The sequence below is a fragment of the Microbacterium aoyamense genome, from assembly GCF_023155855.1.
Lineage (GTDB): Bacteria > Actinomycetota > Actinomycetes > Actinomycetales > Microbacteriaceae > Microbacterium > Microbacterium aoyamense.
In genome coordinates, this window is record NZ_JAKNUT010000002.1 from 352,402 (window position 1) to 374,823 (window position 22,422).

A 22,422-nucleotide genomic window follows, 5' to 3' on the forward strand; every position below is an offset into this window, starting at 1 on the left:
GGGATCACGGCCACGTTCACGCGGTCAAACCTGATGGGTTGACCGTACGGCTCGACAGAGCTGATCGATAAGAACGGATCGATCAGAACGGCGGTGGGTCGTCTTCCGTGCCCGGAGTCGCCTTCCCGTGGCCGGAGCTCGGAACGAACCTCACCGTAGGCGGGGGTCGGTCGATGTAGATGCGCCGGGTCGGACTCGTCCACTCGAGGACGCCGCCGCCCACCTGGCGGACCGTCCAGGCCGACTCGTGTTTGAGGGTGTGATGGCGTCGGCAGAAGTGCGCGAGGTTGCAGTCCGTCGTAGCGCCGCCGCGCGCTGCGTCGACAGTGTGGTCGATGTCGCAACGGTGCGCGGGTCGGCGGCAGCCGGGGAACCGGCAGTGCTCGTCTCGGGCTGCGAGGAAGCGCACGATCGCGGGGTTGGGTCGGTAGCGATCCACAGCGAGGACGTCCCCCGTGAATGGGTCGGTCAGTACGCGGTCCCAGCCCGGCGCGTGTCCGGCCAGGCGTCGTGCCGATGCGAGGTCGATGGGCGTGGAGCCCGCGATGATCGCCGGACCGGCGTCGCGTCCTGCGAGCGCCAGGGCGGGAATCGTCACCTGAACCCTGGCCGCGATTGCGGCGAGACCGTCACCGTGCGCGACCGGCGAACCGCCGAGCAGGGTGTCGCACAGGATGTCGAGGCGCAGCTGGTCCATCGTTCGCGAGTCAGGCGTCTGATCGGCTGGCGCGGGAGGTCCACCGGTCACGGATCGCGCTCCGGTGACGACTTCCAGACGTCCGAGAGAGTCCGCTGACGACGCCTCGTCGTCCGGGGGTGCGTCGGTCGGGCATCCGGCTTCGGTGTGCACGTCAGCAGGCCCGCGCGCATTCGGGGAAGACGAATCCTCGCACCGATCCGCGTCCGACACGTCGGCAAGGGGAGGGCGATCCTTGACCGCACGGGCCATCTGCGTGAGGCGGTCGACGATGCCGTGGGCGAGCGGAGCACTCATATCGGCGGTCAGACGCGCCATGCCATCGCCCCGATCCGTGACCCGCACCATGTGGCGGGCCTCGGCATCCGTCATCCGGTCCTGCACGCCTTCGGGGTCGATCTTGGCGACAATCGCACGGGCGATCGCGCGCAGGCGCGGTGCGGATTCGGTGTCGGCGATGCGCAGGATCTCCTGTTCGAAGTGTGCCCGGCGGTCGTCATCGACGATTCCCGCGCCCGCGTCGAGGATCGCCGACACGTGTGCGGAGTCCACGCGACCGCTCTCCCACGCATGCAGGGTCGCCGGGAAGCGGGTGACGAGCGTCCACGCGTCGCCGATGCGCCCCTGGATCGCGCGATCGCTGACCCGCATCGCTGTGCCGAGCTCGGCGCTGACTTCGCGCAGCGGCAGATCGGCTCGAGAGCGGCGGCCTTCGCGACGAAGCTCGTCGGATCGGTTGGTGACGAGGTCGGCGGCTGAAGCGAGGAGTCGAGCCTCTCGAGCCTGCAGAGCGGCGATCGAGGAGCGCACCTCGACCACGTCATCGACGAGGTCGCTCAACGCCGACCACTGCGGCGGCGGAGGGGTACTGCTTGCGCCCATTGCGGCTCCAGGTTCGAGGCTCGGTCAACGAGCGAATCGATCGGCGCGACGGGCACTTCGCGTACCTAGAGACTAGTACATAAATTCGAGACTTGTCAAGCTCGCGGAAAAGAGGAATCCTCAGACAGTCCGCGGTTCAGCCGACGGAGTCGAGAGCCTCGACCAGTCGCGTCATCGAGGCGCCGAGGGCCCACTTCTCGGCGAGGGCCGCGGCATCCGTCTTCTGATCCTCGGTGAGGGGATGAAGGCGGGAGTCCACCGTCGGCAGATCCAGATCGCGTACGACCGCCACGACGGTCGGTGCGACGGCGAGGTAGGGGCGGCCGGCGTCGAGCTTCGCGCGGACGCCGGCCGACATGCCCTCACCCGTCTCTGCGGCGGAGAGGATGCCGGCGAGATCGCCGTGCGCGGCCAGCAGGCCGGCGGCGGTCTTCTCTCCGATGCCCGCGACGCCCGGGAGTCCGTCGGACGAGTCTCCGCGCAGCGTCGCGAAGTCGGCGTACTGGCTCGGCAGGACGCCGTACTTGGCGACGACCGAGGCATCCGTCAGCACCTCGAGGTTGCTCATGCCGCGCGCCGTGTAGACGACCCGCACGTCACGCGCGTCGTCGATGAGCTGGAACAGATCACGGTCGCCCGTCACGACGTCGACGGGCATCGTCGCGGTCGTCGCGAGGGTTCCGATGACGTCGTCCGCCTCGTGCTCGGCTGCGCCGACGATCACGATGCCCGCGGCCGCGAGCGCTTCGCGGATGACCGGGATCTGGATCTCGAGGGGGTCGGGCACTTCTTCGACGTCGGGGCCGCCCGCGACGACCTCGGCGACGCGGTGCGTCTTGTAGGTCGGGATGAGGTCGACGCGCCACTGCGGCCGCCAGTCGTCGTCCCAGCACGCGACGAGATGCGTCGGCTCGTACATCGTCACGAGCTTCGCGATGATGTCGAGGAACCCGCGGACGGCGTTGACAGGTCGTCCGTCGGGGGCGCGCACGGTGTCGGGCACGCCGTAGAACGCGCGGAAGTACAGCGAGGCGCTGTCGAGGAGCATGAGACGGTCGGCCATGACGACAGTCTGGCAGGGCTGGCCGACGCGTTTCGCGGCGCTGTAGCGCCATCCTCGACCGGGGGTCGCGATCCGCGGTCATGGAGCGCTCGTGCAGCAGATTGCGCCCCTCACTTCGCCGGCCCGGAAAGTGGGGGCGCGAATTTCGGTCACGCGGCGGTCGTCGCCGCAGTTTACGGGCGACATGGGCGGCACGCGGTTCGACGTCGTCGGCTCGCCCCTGCGCGCGGGTGCGGACTGATCAGCAGCCGGGACCGCGCGGATTCTCGGCGCACGACGCCAGCACGAGCGCTGTGCGCGCCTCGAAGATCCGGATGCTGTGGCCAGACGTGGATGCCGTGACCTGACCGATGACCGGGCGCCAGTTCCCCGTGCCGAAGTCGACTGCCGCGTCGTACAGCACGCGCACGGATGCCGCGTAGGTGCCGTGTTCGCGGTAGGCATGGCTCGTCGCGGTCGGCGTGAACTGCGCGGCCCCCAGACGTGCCCACGTGACGCCTCCGCTCGCCGAACGCTGCGTCGCACCGTCGCCGTAGTCGAAGACGAAGCCCGCCGGCACGAACCGCACGGTCACCGGGAAGCCGAGCAGGTCGCCGGAGATGTGCTGGACGGATGCCGCGGCCACGAGATTCGTCGGAAGCCCCGCCACCCCGAGCCCGGCGGGCTCCGTTGCAATGCTCGGTGCTGCCGGGCGGAACGAGACGAGGTCCTCGGCGTAGACCGTGGGGAGCGCGCCGACCGCGTAGCCGCAGCGGTTGTCGAGCTGGTCGTCGCACGTGTCGCGGCCGGGAATCGGACGCGGGCTGGGGATGCCGGGCCCGTTCGATCCGGATTCCGAGCCGGCGTCGGGCCCCGCCCCCGGAGTCGAGGTCGAACCTGTCACGTCGACGTGATCGCCGCCGTTGGTGGTGCTCGCACAGAGGCCGGATGACACCTGGACTGCGCTGCAGGGCTCGGCGGCGTGAGTGGACGACGAGACGCTCAGCGCAAGCGCAAGAGTCAACAACGTCGCTAGCACTCTGCACCGGCTTTCCCCGGCTCCACGAAGTCGATGATGAGCGCGGTCTCCGATGACTTAGATGGAGCGAAGCTGACCTGGATCGATTGGAGGGTGGCCCGATCGGGTGGCAGTACTGACCTGCCCGAGGCATCGATGATGTCTACTCCCTCAGAGAGCAAGCACACGTCCGCGGTCAGCTCGAGCGGTCGGAGCGTCGCGCGACTGAAGTCGATGGCCGTGATGGTGCTCTTACCTCGCAGGGCGTATCCCTCTGCGTGGAGCTCGGAGAACGTCCCACGATCGCTCGCATTCAATTCCCCGGTAGTCCAGGCATACACGGCCTCGAAAGTGCTCGGGTCGGCCAGATCGACCTGGTTCAACGCATCCACATACGCCCGATACGTCTCTTCCGCCGCGGCGAACGCCTCTTCCTCCGTCGCGAACGTCGCGATGGTCGGCGACGAAGACGGCACGGAATCGGCAGCCGCGCTGCACCCCACGAGTGCAGACGCCGCGAGCGACAAAACGGCGAGAGACCACAGCATCCGGAACTTCACGCCGACAACCGTAAGCACCGGGCACGTGAACCGTCCGCGATTTATCCACACCGACGCCCCTGTGCAGAAGAGGACCTTCCTGCCATTCTTGCCCCATGAGCATTCGCCGCATCGCCGCCGTCGCCGTCCTCGCCGTCGCCTTCGCGCTCACCGCCTGCACGTCCGCGGGCACGCCCGTCATCGCCCCTGTGACGATGGACGTGAACGACCTGCAGGGCGCGACGGTCGACCTCAAGGTCGGGCAGGTGCTCAACATCAACACCGGCAGCCTCGCGGTGACGAGCTACAGCGGCGAGGTCGAAGACACGAGCATCGCCGAGTTCGTGAAGGGCTCCGACACGCAGGACGCCCAGTTCAATCCCGGTGTCAAGGGTCTCGCCGAGGGATCGACGAAGGTCGTGCTGTCGAACAGCGACGGCGGCATCGAGGACGTCACCTTCACAGTGGACGTCACGTCCTGACGAACCGCGGCCCCGAATAGCCGTCGCGCGAGACGGTCTCGGTCCACATCGACGCGGGCCGCACCCACAGCCCGCCGTCGCCGGAGACCGCGCGATACACGACGTGCTCCTCTTCGGTCTCGCTGTGGCGCGCGACGCCGATGACTTCGTACTCGGCGCCCTTGAAGTGCCGATATCTGCCGGGTTCGATCATTCGCTCAGTGCCTCGTGGATTCGTCTCAGGTCTTCCAGCATGGATCCGATGAGCATCCAATGCTCGGAGTTCGGTGCCCGCACGTCCACCGGCCGCGTGAGCGCCGGCAGTTCGTCGGGCTCGACGGCCGCGCCACCTCCGACGATCCGCACGTCGTGCGCCGCGCGGCGCAGCTGCTCGGCGATCGCCTGGACGACCGGCTCATCGGTGACAGACGGGTCGTAGTGGTCGGCGAAGGCGCGCGTCATGCCGATGGTCTGCGTGACGATCGGTGCGAAGCGGTCGAGCTCCGCCCGCAGCGCCGCGAGTTCGCTGCGATGCGCGCGCCGGGGGTTGAGAGTGAGGGAGTCGGATGCCTCGGCCAGCGCGGCATCCGCCTTCTCTCTCATGGGCTTCATGAGTCGCGCCTCGAGCAGCAGCTCTTCGACCTGCGCACGCGAGCGGGGCGATTCGAGCGCGCTGGCAAGCCGTTCCAGCGACGCGGCGAGCTCCGCCGCGAGCCCGTCGACGGCGTCACGCGCCGGGGAGACGGCGACGGGCGGCACGATGACGAGGTTGACGACGATGCCGATGGCCGCGCCCAGGAGCGTCTCGAGGATGCGGTCCAGCGCATAGCTCGGCGTCGTCCCGCCGAGGGCGAGGACGAGCAGCGCGCTGATCGCCACCTGATTGGCGGTACCCGGCGTCATCCGCAGCGCCCACGCCACGAGCAGCGCGATGACCGTCGCGAGCAGGATCACCCACGTCGCGCCGCCGAACGCGATGCCCAGGGCGGACGCGATGACGACGCCGGCGATGACCCCGATGGAGCGTTCGAGCGCCTTCGTGAGCGACTGGTTGACACTCGGCTGCACGACCAGCAGCGCCGCGATCGCGGCGAAGACGGGAGGCGGTCCCTGGATGAGCCAACCTGCGAGCAGCCACGCCGCGATCGTCGCAGCCGCCGACTTGAGCACCTGCAGGAACGGCGACCGGCGCGGCGCGCGGAGAGCGGCGGTCATGCGCATGGGTCGAGCGTAGCCGCGCGGTCCGCGGCGTCGGGAGCGGGGCGGCTACCCCTCCATCTCGTCGATGTAGCGACGCACCACCGGCCACGCGCCCTCGGACGAGTTCGACAGGATCGTGACGGTGAGCCCGGTCTGGGGGTCGTGACGCGTCCAGGCAGAGACGCCGGCGTCGTATCCCGTCAGGATGAGCCCTGGTCCGTCCTCGTCGAGGTAGAGGCCGAGGCCGTAGCGCAGGTCTTCGTCCTCGTCGACGTTGCGCGGTGCCGTCATGAGGTCGCGGGTCGCGGCATCCACGATCCGTCCGCCGACGAACGCGCGCCAGAACGTCGAGATGTCGGATGCCGTCGTGAACGCGCCCCCGTCGCCGCTGCCGCGGATCGGCAGGTGCAGCAGGTTGGTGCGCAGCGACGCGGGATCCTCGTAGAGATAGCCGAGCGCCGCGTCGCCCGGCAGCTCGTCGGTGCGCAGGTACCCCGTGTGCGGGAGACCCGCGCGGTCGAGGACCCGCGCCTGCACGAGCTCGTGGAAGGGCGTCCCACTCGCGCGCTGCGCGACGAGGGCGAGGAGCATGAAGCCGCCGTTGTTGTACTGGAACGTCTCGCCGGGCGGGGTCTTCTGGGGGAATCCGTCGAGCATCGGCACGAACGCCTCGACGTCGGTCAGCGTGTGCACCGGCAGGGTCAGGACGTAGTCATCCACCTCCCAGTCGGCCTCCTCATCGAGGTAGTCGCCGATGCCCGAGGTGTGGGCCAGCAGCTGCTCGATCGTGACGTCGTCGTCGACGAGCGGCAGATCCGAGCCGAGCACGGAGCGCACGCGCGTGTCGAGTGACAGGAGGCCGTCCTGGACGAGCGACATCACGGCGATCGCCGTGAAGCCCTTCGAGAGACTCGCGACCGCGAAGCGGGTCTCGGTCGTGTTCGGGATCCCGTGCCCGCGATCGGCGAGACCGTAGGCCCCGGCGAAGACGGTCTCGCCTTCGACGTCGATGCGGATCGTGCCCGACATGCCCTTGCCGCGGGCTGTCTCATCGAGGGCGGCGCCCAGTTCGTCGGGGGTCATGCCGCCAGGGTACGCCTGGCCGTAGGCTCGATGCATGCTCGCCACCGTCATCCACGCCGCCCACGACATCCGCGTCGAAGAGGTTCCCGATCCCGTGCTCTCCACCGGGGGCGACGCGATCGTGCGGGTCGTCGCGGCGTGCGTGTGCGGTTCGGACCTCTGGCCCTACCGCGGCGTCACGCCGACGAACGAGCCGCACCGCATCGGCCATGAGTTCGTCGGCGTCGTCGAGGCCGTCGGCCCCGATGTCGAGCTCGTCAAGGAGGGCGATTTCGTCATCGCCCCCTTCTACGTGTGCGACGGCACGTGCCTCAACTGCCGCAACGGCGTCTCGACCTCGTGCCTCGGCGGCGGATGGTGGGGGAGCGACGACCGACTCGGCGGGTTCGCCGACGGCGGGCAGGGAGAGCGCGTGCGCGTGCCCCTCGCCGACGGCACGCTCGCCGTCGTCCCCGGGCCCGTCGCGCCGGAAGAGATCCCCGGCCTGCTCACGCTCAGCGATGTGATGGGCACGGGTTGGCACGCCGCCGTTTCGGCGGGAGTGCGCTCGGGGGAGTCCGTCGCGGTCGTCGGCGACGGCGCCGTCGGCCTGTGCGCGATCATCGCCGCGAAGCGGCTGGGCGCCACGACGATCATCGCGATGTCGCGGCATCCGCAGCGCCAGGCGCTCGCGCGCCGCTTCGGCGCGACGCACATCGTCGAAGAGCGGGGGGATGCCGGAGTGGATGCCGTGCGCGAGCTCACCGACGGCATCGGGGCGGACCGCGTGCTCGAGTGCGTCGGCACGAAGGAGTCGATGGATCAGGCTCTGCGCTCGACGCGCCCGGGCGGCATGGTGGGGTACGTCGGCGTTCCCAACGGCGGGCCCGAGCTGCCGATCCGCTCGATGTTCAGCCGCAACGTCGGCGTCAACGGAGGTGTCGCGCCCGTCCGTGGTTACATCGAGGAGCTCCTGCCCGATGTGCGCTCCGGCGCGATCGAGCCGGGTCTCGTCTTCGATCTGGAGCTTCCGCTGACCGAGGCCGCCGAGGCGTACGCCGCGATGGACGAGCGCCGCGCGACGAAGGTCCTGCTGCGGCCGTGAACCCTCGCGACGCGCTCGAGGCGCGCCGCCGCGATGTCCTCACGCGCCTGGCGCACCTCGACGACGTGCTCGCGGGGCTGCGCCAGGACCGCGGCGCCGACAGCGCCGACGACGAGCACGATCCCGAAGGGGCGACGCTCTCGGGCGAGTGGTCGCGGCTCGAAGGGCTGCGTTCCGACGCGGCGCGCGAGGTCGAAGAGGTGGATGCCGCGCTCGCCCGCGTGGCCGCGGGTTCGTACGGCGTCTGCACGGACTGCGGCCGCGACATCCCGTCCGCACGTCTCGCCGCGCGACCCGACGCGACCCGCTGCGTCGCCTGCGCGGAGCGCGCCGGAGGGTAGCGCGGGGCCTGACCTCACTGCTCAGTCGAACGCGAGCACACGGTCGCCCCAGCTGCTGCGCAGCGCGGCATCCAGATCGTCCACGATGCGGTCGGTCGCATCGATCACGAGCGTCGACCGGTTCTCGAGGTCGTACGCCGGCCAGAGCGGCTCGGCGGCATCGATCTCGGCGCCGGGTGTCGCGCCGCGCGCGAACGCGATCCAGCGGGCCTGGACGCGCCGGGACACCTCCTCGGCGATGCGACGACCCCCGAGCCAGAAGGTCGGGTCGATCCGTCCGCGTGAGAAGTTGTCCCACACGTAGGCGAGCTCCGCGCCGTGGGTCGCACCGATCGCGAGGGCGTCGAGCGCGGGTGTGGAGTGATCGAACCGGTAGAGCCAGACATCGGCGACTCGACTGTGTCCCTCCGCGATCCAGATCGTCGGCAGGCGGAAGGCGATGTCGCGTGCGACGCCCGAGCCGACCGCCCGCTGCCGCACGCCCTCGTATGCCCGCAGCACCGTCGCACGGTCGGGCAGGGGCAGGTCGGGCCGCTCCGCCCTCATGTCGGCGAACATCTTCAGGATGCGGTCCTCGGTGACCGGCATGAGCGGACTCTTCATGTGGATGAAGAACGACGCCTCGTCGTGGTTGGTCCCGATGAGCAGCGGGACCGGGATGCCGCGGCCCGACGACAGCACGTCCGCCGGCGCTTCGGGGAGCAGGTCGCCGTCCACGACCGGGGCGAAGGCGAGCGTGCCCGGCGCCTCGGTGGGCACGCCGGCGTAGACGACCATGCCGGCCTTGACGATGTCGTCGACGGCGAGTTCGCGCACACCGGCGGCGGACGAGGCATCCATCCCCGCCGCCGTCAGGAACTGCTCGGCGACGCGTCGAGCTCGCACGGGGCCGTACATGCTCGTCGCGGGGGAAGACTCCGCGATCGCCCGGTGGAAGAGTCCCTCCGCCGAGGGCGTGGCGAGGAGCGTCGTGACGAGCCCGCCTCCCGCGGACTCGCCGAAGATCGTCACACGGTCGGGATCGCCGCCGAACGCCGCGATGTTGACCTGCACCCACCGCAGGGCGAGCAGCACGTCCTTGAGGGCGAGGTTCCCGTCGTAGGGGTCCTCCGGGGTCGCGTACGACCTCAGGTCGAGGAACCCGAGCGCACCGATGCGGTAGTTGAGCGTCACGACGACGAGATCGCCCCGGGTCACCAGGTTCGTCGCGTCGAACATGGGCTGGCTGCCGGCGCCGTACGTGTACGCGCCCCCGTGGAGCCACACCATGACGGGACGCGGAGCGTGAGGCGGCGAAGACGGCGTCCAGACGTTGAGGAACAGGCAGTCCTCGTCGATGCGCGCATCAGGCCCGAGGTCGAGCACGGGAAGCCGCTGCTGGGGGGCTGTGGCGCCGAATGCGAGGGCGTCCACCTCGCCCGCGGGCTCGGCGGCGACGGGGTCGCGGAACCGCCGGGATCCGACGGGCGCCTGCGCGTAGCGGATGCCCCGCCACACGCTCACGCCGCGCGACGTCTCGCCGCGGAAGGTCCCGGCCGCGCATGCGGCCACCGGTGCATCCGTCATCCGATCCTCCCGATCGCGGTCAGTCTAGGAGACCGCTCGTAGAGTGGCGGGATGAGTCCGCGCGCCGCGTCACCGTGCCCCTGCGGCAGCGGCGAGTCCTTCGATGGATGCTGCGGCCCGCTCCTCGCGGGGGAGCTCGCCGCGTCGCCCGAGGCGCTCATGCGCTCGCGCTACGTCGCGTACGCGCTCGGCGATCTCGCGTACGTCGCCCGGACATGGCATCCCGGCACACGGCCGGACGTTCTCGAGCCCACTCCGGGGCTGCACTGGACGGGGCTCGAGGTCGTCGCCGCCGAGCACGGCGAGAAGCGGGGAACGGTCGAGTTCCGCGCGCGATGGCGAGAGGCCGGGCGCGCGGGCGAGATGCACGAGCGGAGCCGCTTCGTGCGCCAGAGCGGGCGGTGGTGGTACCTCGACGGCGAGGTGCGCTGAGGAACATTCCGGGCGACAGGGGCGTTCTGGTAGTCTTGAGACGTCACTCGTGTGGCTTCATTGCCGTGCGTCCAAGACATCGTAAGAAAATCCATTCGCTTCCGCCGAAGCATCCGCGTGCATCCGTGCGCGTATGCGGCGCGAAGCCCGATACCCACACCCAACAAGGACAACCCCCTACATGACTATCGCAACGACCGCCCCGGCCACCAAGCAGGTCGCCATCAACGACATCGGATCTGCTGAGGACTTCCTGGCCGCGGTCGAACTGACCATCAAGTCCTTCAACGACGGAGACCTCATCGAAGGCACCGTCGTGAAGGTCGACCGCGACGAGGTCCTCCTCGACGTCGGCTTCAAGACCGAGGGCGTCATCCCCTCGCGCGAGCTTTCCATCAAGCACGACGTCGACCCCAACGAGGTCGTCAAGGTCGGCGACGCCGTCGAGGCGCTCGTTCTCCAGAAGGAGGACAAGGAAGGCCGTCTCATCCTGTCGAAGAAGCGTGCGCAGTACGAGCGCGCGTGGGGCGACGTGGAGAAGATCAAGGAGAACGACGGCGTCGTGACCGGTCAGGTCATCGAGGTCGTCAAGGGCGGCCTCATCGTCGACATCGGCCTCCGCGGCTTCCTCCCGGCTTCGCTCATCGAGCTGCGCCGTGTCCGCGACCTCACGCCGTACCTCGGCCAGGAGATCGAGGCCAAGATCCTCGAGCTCGACAAGAACCGCAACAACGTCGTGCTCTCGCGCCGCGCCCTGCTCGAGCAGACGCAGTCCGAGTCGCGCACCACGTTCCTCAACAACCTCCACAAGGGTCAGGTCCGCAAGGGCACCGTCTCGTCGATCGTCAACTTCGGTGCGTTCGTCGACCTCGGTGGCGTCGACGGTCTCGTCCACGTCTCGGAGCTCTCGTGGAAGCACATCGAGCACGCGTCCGAGGTCGTCGAGGTCGGTCAGGAAGTCACCGTCGAGATCCTCGAGGTCGACCTCGACCGTGAGCGCGTGTCGCTCTCGCTCAAGGCGACGCAGGAGGACCCGTGGCAGGTCTTCGCCCGCACGCACGCGATCGGTCAGGTCGCTCCGGGCAAGGTCACCAAGCTCGTTCCGTTCGGTGCGTTCGTCCGCGTCGCCGACGGCATCGAGGGCCTCGTGCACATCTCGGAGCTCTCGGGCAAGCACGTCGAGCTCGCCGAGCAGGTCGTCTCGGTCGGCGAAGAGGTCTTCGTCAAGATCATCGACATCGACCTCGAGCGTCGCCGCATCTCGCTCTCGCTCAAGCAGGCGAACGAGTCGGTCGACCCCAACGGCACCGAGTTCGACCCGGCGCTTTACGGCATGGTCACCGAGTACGACGAGAACGGCGAGTACAAGTACCCGGACGGCTTCGACGCCGTGAACGGTGTCTGGCTCGAAGGCTTCGACGCCGAGCGCGAGAAGTGGGAGCAGGAGTACGCGGCTGCCCAGGCTCGCTGGGAGCAGCACAAGGCTGCTGTCGCCAAGGCCATCGAGGCCGAGGCGAACTCGCCCGTCGCCGAGTCGGGTGCGTCCTCGTTCTCGTCCGAGTCGAACTCGGGCGGCACGCTCGCCGACGACGAGGCCCTCGCGGCGCTTCGCGAGAAGCTCTCGGGTCGCTGATCCGCAGCACGCTCTGAAGCGGGCCGTCAGCCGTTCCTCGGAACGGGTGGCGGCCCGCTTCCCTTGTCGGCGCCGGTCGGGCCGTCAGCCGTTCTTCGGAACGGGTGGCGGCCCGCTTCCGCTGTCGGCGCCGGTCGGTACGGTCGATCCGTGCCCTCTTCTTCCTGCCTCGTGGGCGATGGATGCCGGGGCCTCGTGCCGCCGGATTCGCCGATCGCTCTGTGCGAGCGGCACCTCGCGATCGCGGGGGAGTCCGCGTCCGTGTCCTTCGGCGCGACGGACCTGTTGCCGTCGCCCTGTCTGCTCTGCCGGTCCCGGCTCGGTGTGCGCTGGCCGTCGGGGTGGCTGTGCGCCGTGTGCGAGTGGCCCTACGGCGAGATCCCCGACACCGACCTGCCGCCGCCGCGCGTGGACGTCGTCTACTACCTGCGGTTCGACGACCGGATCAAGATCGGCACGAGCGTCAATCCGCGGCAGCGGTTCGCGGCCATCTGGCATGACGAGGTGCTCGCCTTCGAGCGCGGCGACCGCACGCTCGAACGCCACCGGCACGAGCAATTCGCCGACGAGCGCTTCGCCCGCACCGAGTGGTTCGAGGCATCCATCCCCTTGCGGGAGCACATCGAAACGCTCGCCGGCGGAATCGACCCGTGGAGTCGGTATGCACGCTGGGTCAGCGAGGCCGTCGCGTTGCGCGGGTGAACGGGCGCAGGAGCGATAGCGTCGGTGCATGGCATCCCCCGTTCGCGCATCGCGCATCTCGAGGGGTGAGCTGTTCGAGGGGCGCACGCGCGCGAGGACCGCCCTGTTGAATCAGCTCCTCCTGGGCGCTGTCGTGCTGCTGCTGGCCATCGTCGGCTTCGTGCGCCCTTTCGAGGGCGACCGGGCGCTCTTCTACCTCGCGGTCGTCATCGTCTTCGTCGCGACGGCCGCTGCGATCGTCGTTCCCTGGAACCGTATCCCCGCGACGGTGAGCGCCGTCGTGCCGATCGTGGACGTCGTCGCCATCGCGATGATGAGCGAAGCGAGCTCGACGTCGGGCTTCAGCCTGCTGTTCATCTTCCCGGCCATGTGGCTCGCGGGCAGCTTCGGGATGCCGGGACTCGTGTTCGGCGTGGCATCCATCTGCATCGTCTACACCGTGCAGTCGATCACGGACGAGAACGATGTCTCGATCACGACGCTTCTCCCGCCGTTCGCCGTCATCGCACTCGCCACGACGAGCTACATCACCGCTCGCCGCGCCAGGATGCAGCGTTATCTGCTCGACGCGCAGACCCGACTGCTCGGTCAGGCGCTCTCGCAGGCTCGCCAACAGGAGGAGACGGTGACGGAGGTCCTCGACGCGGTCGACTTCGGCATCATCCGCATCGATGCGGACGGCCGCATCGCCGTCACGAACGAGGCGCACTGGTCGCTGCAGAGCTTCCCCGATCCCGCCGATCCGACGGGGCCGCCCATCGTCCGGCCGGCGTATGCGCGTGACGGAATCACGCTCCTGGCGGCCCGGCGGCAGCCGCTCGCACGCGCCCTGCGCGGCGAAGCGTTCGACGACGAGGTCGTGTGGTTCGGCGAGCCGGGCGAGGAACGTCGCGCTCTCACGATCACGACACGACGTGTGCACAACGACGACGGCAGTCCGGCGGGAGCCGTCGTCATCTCGCGCGACATCACGGTCGAGTTGAGCGCGATCCGCGCGCGCGAGGACCTCGTGGCCTCCGTCTCGCACGAGCTGCGGACGCCGTTGACGTCGATCGTCGGCTACCTCGAGCTCGTTCTCGACGAAGAAGGTCTCGCGCCGTCCGCGCGCCGCGGCCTCGAAGTCGCGGAGCGCAACGCGAACCGACTGCTCACGATCATCGCCGACATCCTCGCCGCCTCGGGTCGCGGTCGCTCGACGATCGAGCTCAGCATCCATCCCGAACCCACCGACATCTCGGTGATCGCGGCAGCCGCCGTCGAGCTGCAGACGCCGCGCGCCGCCGAACGCGGGATCACGATCGATGCGTCGGGGCTCGAGCCGGCGATCGCCAATGTCGATCCATCGCGGCTGCGACAGGTGCTCGACAATCTGCTGTCGAACGCGGTCAAGTACAACGTGGATGACGGCACGATCGACGTCGGCACGACGGCCGACGCCGACCACGCATGGATCGTCGTCCGGGACTCGGGCACCGGCATCTCGGACACCGAGCTGCCCCAGTTGTTCGGACGATTCTTCCGCGCCGACGCCGTACGCAAGACCTCGACGCACGGAAGCGGGCTCGGACTCTCGATCAGTCGGGACATCATCCGCTCGCACGGAGGCGAGATCACGGTGCAGAGCGAGCTCGGCGTCGGCACGACGTTCGTCGTCCGGCTGCCGCTGCGCGCGGCACCGGCGACCGGGCTGATCGACGTCGTGGCCACGCCCACCCCTCAGGAGGAATCATGAGTCTGGATCTCTATACGGTCTCGCTGCTGACCGCGCTCGTGGTCGTCGTCTCGAGCGTCGTGTTCCTGGTCGGGATGCTGCTGCGCAAGGACGAGGACGCCGGGCGGCTCTGGGGGCTCGCCTTCCTCATGGGGCTGCTCACGGTCGTGTCGTATCTGGTCTGGGCGGCGACGCCCGACTCCTGGTGGGCCGTCGCGGTCGGCAACGCCGCTTTCGTGGCCAACATCGGCAGCATGTGGCTCGGTGCTCGACGGTTCAACAACCACCCGATCGGCATCGCGAGCATCGCGGTGGGCGTCGGCGCGGTCGCGGCGGCCGTCGCAGTCGCTCTCGAGGGCCCGGCCGGCGGCGACTGGGCGGGCGCTGCCGTCTTCCTGGCCGGGGTGATGCTGTTCGCGGGGCTCGGAGCTTTCGAGTGCCTGCGGGGCGAGATGGGCCAGAATCGTCTCGCCTGGGCGATGTCGGTGAGCCTCGGGCTCGTGACGGTGTTCTTCGCCGTGCGCATCGTCGCCTTCTTCGCACTCGGAGTCGACAGCGAGTTCTTCCGGACCTGGCTCGACACCGTCCCGGCGAGCTTCCTCACGATCACGCTCTCGATCGTCGCCGTGGTGGTCACGACCGTGCTGCTGTCGGGACGCGCGCGGCTCACGGCATCCATCGATCCCGAACGTCTCACGCTCAGCGACGACGACGTCCTGCCCGAAGTGTCCTTCGCACACGTTCTGCTCGACATGACAGCCCGCGCGCGGCGCCGCGAGGACCTCGTCGGTGTCGTCTCGCTGCGCATCGACGACCTGCCCGCCATCGCGACGGCGTTCGGCAGCGAAGCCGCTGCGGGGGTCGGCAACGCGTTCCGGGCGATCGTGCGCCGGTACGCGCCGACGAGCGCGTTCGTCGGCATGGACGGCCAGACCGGCCTGCTCGTCGGCATCCAGGCGGACTCCGAGACGGATGCGAGCCGCATCGCGATGCGGATCCGGCGCGGACTCTTCGACGAGCTCAGCGGGGTCGTCGGCGTCATCCTGCCCGTCGTCGGCGTCGGCATCAGCCTGAGCTCGCGGTGCGGCTACGAGCCGGGCGTGCTCATCCGCGAGGCGCGGACAGCGGCGCGGGAGGCCGCAGCGAGTCCGGACAAGGTCGTCGTGCTCTCACGCGGTGACTGATCAGCGGCCTCGGGCGGCAGCCTCGTCAGCGGGTCAGCCGGTACCCGACGCCGCGCACCGTCTCGATCCAGCGCGGGTTGCTCGGAGTCTCGCCGAGCTTGCGCCGCAGGTTCGCCATGTGCACCTCGATGGCGCGCGCGTCGGCGTCGCTGACGTAGTCGCTGCCATAGCTGTCGCCGCGCAGCATGAGCGCGAGGTCCGTCTTGCCGACGACGCGGCCTCGGGCGGCCAGGAGCTCCGCGAGGATGTCGAACTCGCTGCGGGTGAGGTCGCACTCCTCGCCATCGCGGCTCACGATGCGCATGGCGGGATGCACGCGCAGGCCGCGATGCTCGAGCCACGCACCGTCGTCCGTCGGCGCCCCGGCGGCAGCGGGCGCGGCACCCGCGGGCGCCTCGACGTCGGCGGCGGCATCGGCCGGAGCCGCGCTGTGCACGCGGGGCCGGCGCAGCATCGCCTCGATACGGGCACGGAGTTCGCGCGGGCGGAAGGGCTTCGTGACGTAGTCGTCGGCACCCGATTCGAGGCCCTGCAGGGCATCGATCTCTTCGCTGCGAGCGGTGAGCATGACGATGTACGTGCTGCTGATGGCGCGCACGCGCTTGGCTGTCTCGAACCCGTCGATGCCGGGCATGCTGACGTCGAGCGTCGTCACGACGGGGCGATGCTCGCGCACGAGTTCGATGCCTTCCAGGCCCGACGCCGCCGCGTGGACTTCGAAACCGGCCGAGGCGAGGACGTCGCTCAGAAGCTGCCGGATGTCGGCTTCGTCCTCGATCACGACGGCGACGCGGTTCTCGTCCACGCTCACACTCCCGCTCATCGATTCTTCGGAAGCTCTAGGCCCCGTGACATCCGCGATGATATCCCAGAAGACCTCACGGAAGCGGCGGCCCGCCACGTCGTTGCTCATTTGCACGTCACCCCCGTTCCGCGCTTGTCGACCATGGTGAAGTAGAAGGTCCGCGACGACTGCCAGAACTGGCCCGTGTTGGCCACGAGCTTGGGCAGCTCGGAGCATGCGGAGGTCGGGGTGATCTCGCCGCCGGTCGTGGCGGCGTTGTTCCACTTCCACGTGCCGACCCCGGTGTCGCTGCCCAGCGTCGCGGCGTTGAGGTCGAGGGTGAGCTGGACGTATCCCGAACCGGCGTTGGACTGGACATCGACGTAGTAGTTGCGGAAGTGCTGCGAGTTGTCGCCCCACTGGTCGTAGCGCACCTTGGTCACGGTGCAGGTTCCGCCCTGCATGACCGTGCCGTTCTGGTTCATCGCGACGCAGCCGTACGTGGCGGCGGGTGGCGCGGGCGCCCAGTCGCCCGACGTCACGGCAGCGGACGAGTACGAGGCATCCGTCCACGCCGCCTGCGTCGGAGCGACGGATGCGGCGGCCACCGCGACACCGGCGACGAGAGCGAGCGCGGCCACGAGTGCGAGCGCCCGCGAGCGCCACGAGGGTGAACCGGCCATGGCGGCCGTCATCGGCGCGGCCCCCACCGCGACATCGATGACGGCCGCACGGCCGACCGTTGATCGCCGGCTCATCCGGTGGCCCCCGCCACGCGGTGGGCACGGGAGCGCGTCTTCGGGTCACGCGCGACCGGTGCCGGGATCAGCCACGTGATGCCCAGGAGGGCGACGAGACCGATCATGAGCGGGATCGCAACAGCCGGAGTCGTGACGCGCGAGATGACCGTGCCGGCCCCCGCCAGCTGCATCGTCGGCTTCCACACTTCCCCCGAGATGTGGTAGTCGAGCGCGTCCTCGAACTCGTTGTTGTCGCCCTTCATCGTGACGAGGAAGCCGTCCCCTTCGGCTTCGATCGCCACGATGCGGTGCGTCACGAGGTGACTCGTGAGCTCACTCGGAAGGCTCACCACGTCGCCGACCCCCAGATCGGCGGCGGATGCCTTCGTCGCGACGAGCAGGTCGCCCGTCATGATGCCGGGCTCCATCGAACCCGAGATCACGATGAGCGGCTTGATGATGCCGGCGGCCGTCGCTCCCCAGACCAGGCCGCAGGCGATTCCGACAGCGGCGAGAGCCCAGAGGGCGACCATGGCGATGCGACGAAGCGTGTTCACGATGTTCTCCTCTGGGTCTCGTAGCTGCGGAAGGGTGATGGATCAGGGTCAGGAGGTGGCTTCGCCGGCGAGCGTGACGACGATCGTGCCGGACTTGCCCTTGTTGGCGACGTCCCAGTCGGCCGGTGCCGTCACGGTGAGCGTGAAGGCGTCGGTGTCGCCGGTCGAACCCGACGGTGCGAGCGATGCGGCGAGGTCGCCGACCTCGGCCTTGGGGTTGGTCGCGAAGGTGGAGCCGGCCCACTCGACGGACGAGACGAGCTTGGCGTTGACGTTGCCCGCGTTCTTGACGTAGAGCGTGACGGTGCGCGTCTGACCCGGCAGGAGCTTCGCGAACTTGTCGGCCGCGACCGTGATCTGCACGGCCTTCTTGTCGTCCGACTGCTTCCAGTCCTTGTTGTCGAGCGAGGCCTGCAGATCGAAGGTCGCGCCGTCGGCGGCCGCAGCCATGAACACGTTGTCGGTCCAGGCCGCGCTCGTGAGCGCGGCGCCGACGCCGCCGACCGCGAGGGTCGCGAGGGCGAAGGCCACGATGGGGCGACGCTTGTTCTTCTTGGGAGCCGCCGTGCGGTTCTCGCGGCGAGTGGTGGGCTGCGTGGTGAGGTCCGACATGACGTGCCTTTCGAGGAAGTGTGGGTGTCGCCTGGAGTGATCCCCCCGGATCTTTCGACTCCGTTCGCTTGCGACATGAGAGACGGTATGGGCCCGTCCTCAGGGCGTCCTTGGCTGAGGCTCAGGAGCGTCTTCAGATGCCCGTCCTGAGCCAAACCTGAGCGACGGGCGTCGAGGATGCCGCGGGCGTGGCATCCTCGAAGTCATGCCTCTCATCGCGCTGACGGGTGGAATCGCATCCGGCAAATCGACGATCGCCCGCAGGCTCGCAGAGCACGGCGCCGTGGTGGTCGACGCCGACCAGATCGTGCGGGACGTCCAGCAGCCCGGAACACCCGTGCTCGCAACGCTCGCCGACGCGTTCGGGTCCGACGTCATCGCCGCAGACGGGTCTCTTGATCGGCCGGCGCTCGGCGCGCGGGTCTTCGGCGACCCCGAGGCCGTGTCGCGGCTCAACGCGATCGTGCATCCCGCGGTGCGAGACGAGTCCGCCCGCCGCTTCTCGGAGGCCTTCGCGGCTGATACCGACGCGGTCGTCGTGTACGACGTCCCTCTCCTCGTCGAAGCGCGCGCGAGCGACCCGTGGCAGCTCATCGTCGTCGCCCATGCCCCGGCCGACGTCCGCACGCGGCGGATGGTGGATCTGCGGGGGATGACGGAGCAGGATGCCGCAGCCCGCCTCGCGTCGCAGGTGTCCGACGAGGTGCGGCTCGCGATCGCCGATGTCGTCATCGACACCTCCGGGACCATCCAACACACCCTCGACCAGTCCGACGAGCTGTGGGAGACGCTCGACGATCGCGTCGCCGAGCGCGCCGCGCGCTGAGGCTGTCCGTCTCGGCAGGACGCGCGTATCCTGGAGGGCACTCTCCGAGGAGGTGCGACATGGGCTTTCTGTCACGATTCCGCCGACGCACGGTGCCCTACGCGGCCGTGACCGAGGAGGAGAAGATCTCCCGGTACGTGTACCTGCTCAACACCCTGCCGGCATCCGTCATCGAGTCCGCGCACGCGACGGCGTTCGCCGACCTGCCGGCCGCACAACGCCGCGAGATGTTCGAGCAGCTGAAGCCGTTCATGGCCGAGAGCGAGCGGGACGCGGCATCCGACGATCCCATCGTCCTGGCGAGACTGCTGCGGCGCGCCGAGGAGCACCGGGCGCAGCGTGCAGCGGGAGGCACGGATGCGGCGGCGACCACCGCGACGGCCACGGCCGTCCGCGAGCGCGACGGCGTCGATTCGCGCGACGTCCTGGTGAATGCGGGCGTGATGGGGCTCGTCGCGAATCAGATCCTCGTCTCGTCGGTCATCGCGGTGTACTTCACGCAGGGCGCGGGCTCGATCGGCATCGATGCCGAGCCCGGCTGGGTGGGTTCGACGTTCGATCCGGGATCGGCGGGCGGCACGGGTTGGGACGGAGGCCCCGGCGGGCTCGACGGCGGCGGCCATGACGGCGGCGGCTACGACGGTGGGGGATTCGGCGGGTTCGACGGGGGTGGCTTCGGCGGCGGGTTCGACGGCGGCGGAGGCATGTGACGTCGTCGCGATACAGCCGCGATACGTCGTGTTCACATCGCGTCGGTAGCCTCGCGCCATGACCTGAGCACCACCTCTACTCCGGGGGGAGCACCGCCATGGCACGCAGAACCGATGGATCGGCCGTCTTCGACGACGGCGATTGGGACGATTTCGCGATGGGCGACTTCGAGTCGGGCGACGACGACGTCCACTGAGCGGGCGTGCGCTCTGAGCGGATTCGGGCGCCGTGTCGGCGGCCGCGTCTAGCCTGGAACGGTGCAGACCACACGTTCCGTCCGGCCGTTCGAAGTCGTGAGCGAATACGAGCCCTCGGGCGACCAGCCTCATGCGATCGCCGACCTCGCAGCGCGCATCAACGCGGGTGAGACCGACGTCGTGCTCCTGGGTGCGACCGGCACCGGCAAGTCCGCCACGACCGCATGGCTCGTCGAGGCGGTGCAGCGGCCGACCCTCGTGCTCGCCCACAACAAGACGCTGGCCGCTCAGCTCGCGAACGAGTTCCGCGAGCTCATGCCGCACAACGCCGTCGAGTATTTCGTGAGCTATTACGACTACTACCAGCCCGAGGCGTATGTGCCCCAGACCGACACCTTCATCGAGAAGGACTCGTCGATCAACGCCGAGGTCGAGCGGCTGCGGCACTCCACGACGAACTCGCTCCTGTCGCGCCGTGACGTCATCGTCGTCTCGACGGTGTCGTGCATCTACGGCCTCGGCTCGCCCGAAGAGTACCTGCGGGCGATGGTCGCCCTTCAGGTGGGGGAGCGCTACGATCGCGACGCGCTCATCCGCAAATTCATCGCGATGCAGTACAACCGCAACGACGTGGACTTCTCGCGCGGCAACTTCCGCGTGCGCGGTGACACGATCGAGATCATTCCCGTGTACGAGGAGTACGCGATCCGCGTCGAGCTGTTCGGCGACGAGATCGAGGCGCTGTACATGCTGCATCCGCTCACCGGCGACGTCGTCCAGCGACTCGACTCGGTGCCGATCTTCCCCGCAACGCACTACGCGGCGGGTACCGAGACGGTGCAGCGGGCGATCGGCACGATCGAGACCGAGCTCGAGGAGCGGTTGAAAGAACTCGAGTCGCAGAACAAGCTGCTCGAGGCGCAGCGACTGCGCATGCGCACGACGTTCGACCTCGAGATGCTGCAGCAGCTCGGCTTCTGCTCGGGCATCGAGAACTACTCGCGCCACCTCGACGGGCGCGCAGCCGGTGAGCCTCCGCACACGCTCCTGGACTTCTTCCCCGACGACTTCCTGATGGTGATCGACGAGTCCCACGCGACCGTTCCCCAGATCGGTGCGATGTACGAGGGGGATGCCTCGCGCAAGCGCACGCTCGTCGAGCACGGGTTCCGCCTGCCGAGTGCGATGGACAACCGACCGCTCCGGTGGGACGAGTTCAAGGATCGAATCGGCCAGACGGTGTACCTCTCGGCCACACCCGGGCGGTACGAGATGGGCATCGCCGACGGGGTGGTCGAGCAGATCATCCGCCCGACGGGCCTGGTCGACCCGCAGATCATCGTCAAGCCGTCCAAGGGCCAGATCGACGATCTGCTCGAAGAGATCCGCATCCGCGCCGGTCGTGACGAGCGGGTGCTCGTCACGACACTGACGAAGAAGATGGCCGAAGAGCTCACCGACTTCCTCGGCGAGCACGGTGTGCGGGTGCGCTACCTGCACTCCGACGTCGACACGCTCCGTCGCGTCGAGCTGCTGAGCGAGCTGCGCGCGGGCGTCTACGACGTGCTCGTCGGCATCAACCTGCTCCGCGAGGGTCTCGACCTGCCCGAAGTCTCGCTCGTCGCGATCCTCGACGCCGACAAAGAGGGGTTCCTCCGTTCGGGTACGTCGCTCATCCAGACGATCGGCCGTGCGGCCCGCAACGTCTCGGGCGAGGTCCACATGTACGCCGATTCGGTGACCGACTCGATGCGCAACGCGATCGACGAGACCGATCGCCGGCGCGAGAAGCAGATCGCCTACAACAAGGAGAAGGGCATCGATCCGCAGCCGCTGCGCAAGCGGATCGCCGACATCACCGATGCCCTCGCCCGCGAGGGAGCCGATACCGAGAAGATGCTGTCGCGCGCGTCCGCGAAGACCAAGAGCGGCAAAGGCAAGTCGCCCACGCCGAGCCTGCGCCGCGAGGGCATCGCGGCCGAGGGCGCGGAACAGCTCGAGGCCACGATCGCCGACCTCACGACGCAGATGCTGTCGGCGGCGGGCGAGCTCAAGTTCGAGCTCGCCGGGCGCCTCCGCGACGAGGTTCAGGACCTCAAGAAGGAGCTCCGCGCCATGGAGCGTGCGGGCCACGCCTGACGGCGCGGCGCCCGATCACGGGCAGTGCATGAGCGGCTTCGGCCCGGAACGGTCGAACGTGTGCGCCGACATGGCCGCGCCGCATAGGGGGCAGGGGCGCTCGGTGCGCACGGGCTCGGGCGTCGTCTCGTAGGGGCCGACCGCCGCGGGGCCGGCCAGACGGATGAGCCTTGCGTTCAGGTAGGCGTACCAGCCACCCGCCGCGCGTACGCGCTCGCGCAGCGAGCCGGTCCCTTTCGGTGAGCCGTCGGCCGAGGCATCCATTCGCTCCATGGTCATTA

24 protein-coding genes are annotated in these 22,422 nt (G+C 69.2%); 11 read left to right on the plus strand and 13 right to left on the minus strand.

Translation table 11 applies throughout. The features are described from left to right. Positions 1 to 82: 82 nt before the first annotated feature. From MA876_RS08470 to MA876_RS08485, 4 genes are all read right to left on the minus strand, one after another. Positions 83 to 1,579 carry an HNH endonuclease gene (locus MA876_RS08470; protein WP_248147751.1) on the minus strand — a complete coding sequence of 499 codons (1,497 nt, stop codon included), beginning with the start codon at positions 1,577 to 1,579 and terminating at the stop codon, positions 83 to 85. Between the two features lie 136 nt (positions 1,580 to 1,715). After that, positions 1,716 to 2,642 carry a 5'-3' exonuclease gene (locus MA876_RS08475; RefSeq protein ID WP_248147752.1) on the minus strand — a complete coding sequence of 309 codons (927 nt, stop codon included), beginning with the start codon at positions 2,640 to 2,642 and terminating at the stop codon, positions 1,716 to 1,718. Positions 2,643 to 2,883: 241 nt separating this feature from the next. Next, positions 2,884 to 3,525 carry a hypothetical protein gene (locus tag MA876_RS08480; protein ID WP_248147753.1) on the minus strand — a complete coding sequence of 214 codons (642 nt, stop codon included), beginning with the start codon at positions 3,523 to 3,525 and terminating at the stop codon, positions 2,884 to 2,886. Between the two features lie 128 nt (positions 3,526 to 3,653). Then, complete coding sequence (locus tag MA876_RS08485) at positions 3,654 to 4,199, minus strand: hypothetical protein (protein ID WP_248147756.1); 546 nt, start codon at positions 4,197 to 4,199, stop codon at positions 3,654 to 3,656. A gap of 95 nt (positions 4,200 to 4,294) precedes the next feature. Between MA876_RS08485 and MA876_RS08490 the strand changes: the two genes are divergently transcribed. Then, complete coding sequence (locus MA876_RS08490; RefSeq protein WP_248147758.1) at positions 4,295 to 4,660, plus strand: hypothetical protein; 366 nt, start codon at positions 4,295 to 4,297, stop codon at positions 4,658 to 4,660. On the opposite strand, the gene MA876_RS08495 is transcribed toward MA876_RS08490, so the two are convergent. From MA876_RS08495 to MA876_RS08505, 3 genes are read right to left on the minus strand one after another with little or no spacing between them, the layout of a single operon-like run. After that, positions 4,650 to 4,853 carry a DUF1653 domain-containing protein gene (locus tag MA876_RS08495; protein ID WP_248147760.1) on the minus strand — a complete coding sequence of 68 codons (204 nt, stop codon included), beginning with the start codon at positions 4,851 to 4,853 and terminating at the stop codon, positions 4,650 to 4,652. The two genes, MA876_RS08490 and MA876_RS08495, sit on opposite strands and share 11 nt — an antisense overlap. Beyond that, the gene (locus MA876_RS08500) at positions 4,850 to 5,860 is read right to left on the minus strand and encodes an FUSC family protein (RefSeq protein ID WP_248147762.1); all 1,011 of its coding nucleotides are present in this window, start codon (positions 5,858 to 5,860) and stop codon (positions 4,850 to 4,852) included. Before MA876_RS08500 ends, MA876_RS08495 begins: the two co-directional genes overlap by 4 nt. A gap of 45 nt (positions 5,861 to 5,905) precedes the next feature. Continuing rightward, a complete protein-coding gene (locus tag MA876_RS08505) occupies positions 5,906 to 6,922 on the minus strand; it encodes a serine hydrolase domain-containing protein (protein WP_248147764.1) in 1,017 nt (338 codons plus the stop codon). 34 nt (positions 6,923 to 6,956) lie between these two features. On the opposite strand from MA876_RS08505, the gene MA876_RS08510 reads away from it, so the two are divergent. Both MA876_RS08510 and MA876_RS08515 read left to right on the plus strand, forming a co-directional pair. Continuing rightward, positions 6,957 to 8,006 (plus strand): zinc-dependent alcohol dehydrogenase family protein, encoded by a 1,050-nt coding sequence (locus tag MA876_RS08510; protein ID WP_248147765.1) that lies wholly within the window; start codon positions 6,957 to 6,959, stop codon positions 8,004 to 8,006. After that, positions 8,003 to 8,347 carry a TraR/DksA family transcriptional regulator gene (locus MA876_RS08515; protein WP_248147766.1) on the plus strand — a complete coding sequence of 115 codons (345 nt, stop codon included), beginning with the start codon at positions 8,003 to 8,005 and terminating at the stop codon, positions 8,345 to 8,347. The genes MA876_RS08510 and MA876_RS08515 overlap by 4 nt, the downstream gene beginning before the upstream one ends. A 21-nt stretch (positions 8,348 to 8,368) precedes the next feature. Here MA876_RS08515 and MA876_RS08520 read toward each other — a convergent pair whose 3' ends face one another. Continuing rightward, positions 8,369 to 9,913 (minus strand): carboxylesterase/lipase family protein, encoded by a 1,545-nt coding sequence (locus tag MA876_RS08520; protein WP_248147767.1) that lies wholly within the window; start codon positions 9,911 to 9,913, stop codon positions 8,369 to 8,371. Positions 9,914 to 9,964: 51 nt separating this feature from the next. Here MA876_RS08520 and MA876_RS08525 point away from each other — a divergent pair, with 51 nt between their 5' ends. From MA876_RS08525 to MA876_RS08545, 5 genes are all read left to right on the plus strand, one after another. Then, positions 9,965 to 10,345 carry a YchJ family protein gene (locus tag MA876_RS08525; protein WP_248147768.1) on the plus strand — a complete coding sequence of 127 codons (381 nt, stop codon included), beginning with the start codon at positions 9,965 to 9,967 and terminating at the stop codon, positions 10,343 to 10,345. 181 nt (positions 10,346 to 10,526) lie between these two features. Further along, positions 10,527 to 11,978 (plus strand): 30S ribosomal protein S1, encoded by a 1,452-nt coding sequence (rpsA, locus tag MA876_RS08530; RefSeq protein ID WP_248147769.1) that lies wholly within the window; start codon positions 10,527 to 10,529, stop codon positions 11,976 to 11,978. Between the two features lie 150 nt (positions 11,979 to 12,128). Next, positions 12,129 to 12,680: a GIY-YIG nuclease family protein gene (locus tag MA876_RS08535; protein ID WP_248147770.1), complete on the plus strand. Its 552-nt coding sequence runs from the start codon at positions 12,129 to 12,131 to the stop codon at positions 12,678 to 12,680. Between the two features lie 28 nt (positions 12,681 to 12,708). After that, a complete protein-coding gene (locus MA876_RS08540) occupies positions 12,709 to 14,412 on the plus strand; it encodes a sensor histidine kinase (RefSeq protein ID WP_248147771.1) in 1,704 nt (567 codons plus the stop codon). Beyond that, positions 14,409 to 15,575 (plus strand): hypothetical protein, encoded by a 1,167-nt coding sequence (locus tag MA876_RS08545; protein WP_248147773.1) that lies wholly within the window; start codon positions 14,409 to 14,411, stop codon positions 15,573 to 15,575. Before MA876_RS08540 ends, MA876_RS08545 begins: the two co-directional genes overlap by 4 nt. A gap of 25 nt (positions 15,576 to 15,600) precedes the next feature. Here MA876_RS08545 and MA876_RS08550 read toward each other — a convergent pair whose 3' ends face one another. From MA876_RS08550 to MA876_RS08565, 4 genes are all read right to left on the minus strand, one after another. Then, entirely contained in the window at positions 15,601 to 16,386 is a 786-nt protein-coding gene (locus MA876_RS08550; RefSeq protein ID WP_372491501.1) for a response regulator transcription factor, read from the minus strand. A 98-nt stretch (positions 16,387 to 16,484) separates the two neighbouring features. Further along, complete coding sequence (locus tag MA876_RS08555) at positions 16,485 to 17,117, minus strand: hypothetical protein (protein WP_248147775.1); 633 nt, start codon at positions 17,115 to 17,117, stop codon at positions 16,485 to 16,487. Next, positions 17,114 to 17,656, minus strand: a complete 543-nt coding sequence (locus MA876_RS08560; RefSeq protein ID WP_248147777.1) for a signal peptidase I — start codon at positions 17,654 to 17,656, stop codon at positions 17,114 to 17,116. The genes MA876_RS08555 and MA876_RS08560 overlap by 4 nt, the downstream gene beginning before the upstream one ends. 48 nt (positions 17,657 to 17,704) lie before the next feature. After that, complete coding sequence (locus tag MA876_RS08565) at positions 17,705 to 18,268, minus strand: COG1361 family protein (RefSeq protein ID WP_248147778.1); 564 nt, start codon at positions 18,266 to 18,268, stop codon at positions 17,705 to 17,707. Between the two features lie 205 nt (positions 18,269 to 18,473). Between MA876_RS08565 and coaE the strand changes: the two genes are divergently transcribed. The 3 genes from coaE (at position 18,474) to uvrB (ending at position 22,141) form a co-directional block, all read left to right on the plus strand. Next, the gene (coaE, locus tag MA876_RS08570) at positions 18,474 to 19,094 is read left to right on the plus strand and encodes a dephospho-CoA kinase (protein WP_248147780.1); all 621 of its coding nucleotides are present in this window, start codon (positions 18,474 to 18,476) and stop codon (positions 19,092 to 19,094) included. Between the two features lie 59 nt (positions 19,095 to 19,153). After that, a complete protein-coding gene (locus MA876_RS08575; protein WP_248148029.1) occupies positions 19,154 to 19,804 on the plus strand; it encodes a hypothetical protein in 651 nt (216 codons plus the stop codon). Positions 19,805 to 20,062: 258 nt separating this feature from the next. After that, the gene (gene uvrB, locus MA876_RS08580; RefSeq protein WP_248147782.1) at positions 20,063 to 22,141 is read left to right on the plus strand and encodes an excinuclease ABC subunit UvrB; all 2,079 of its coding nucleotides are present in this window, start codon (positions 20,063 to 20,065) and stop codon (positions 22,139 to 22,141) included. 15 nt (positions 22,142 to 22,156) lie between these two features. On the opposite strand, the gene MA876_RS08585 is transcribed toward uvrB, so the two are convergent. Next, positions 22,157 to 22,405 carry a hypothetical protein gene (locus MA876_RS08585; RefSeq protein ID WP_248148021.1) on the minus strand — a complete coding sequence of 83 codons (249 nt, stop codon included), beginning with the start codon at positions 22,403 to 22,405 and terminating at the stop codon, positions 22,157 to 22,159. Positions 22,406 to 22,422: the final 17 nt, after the last annotated feature.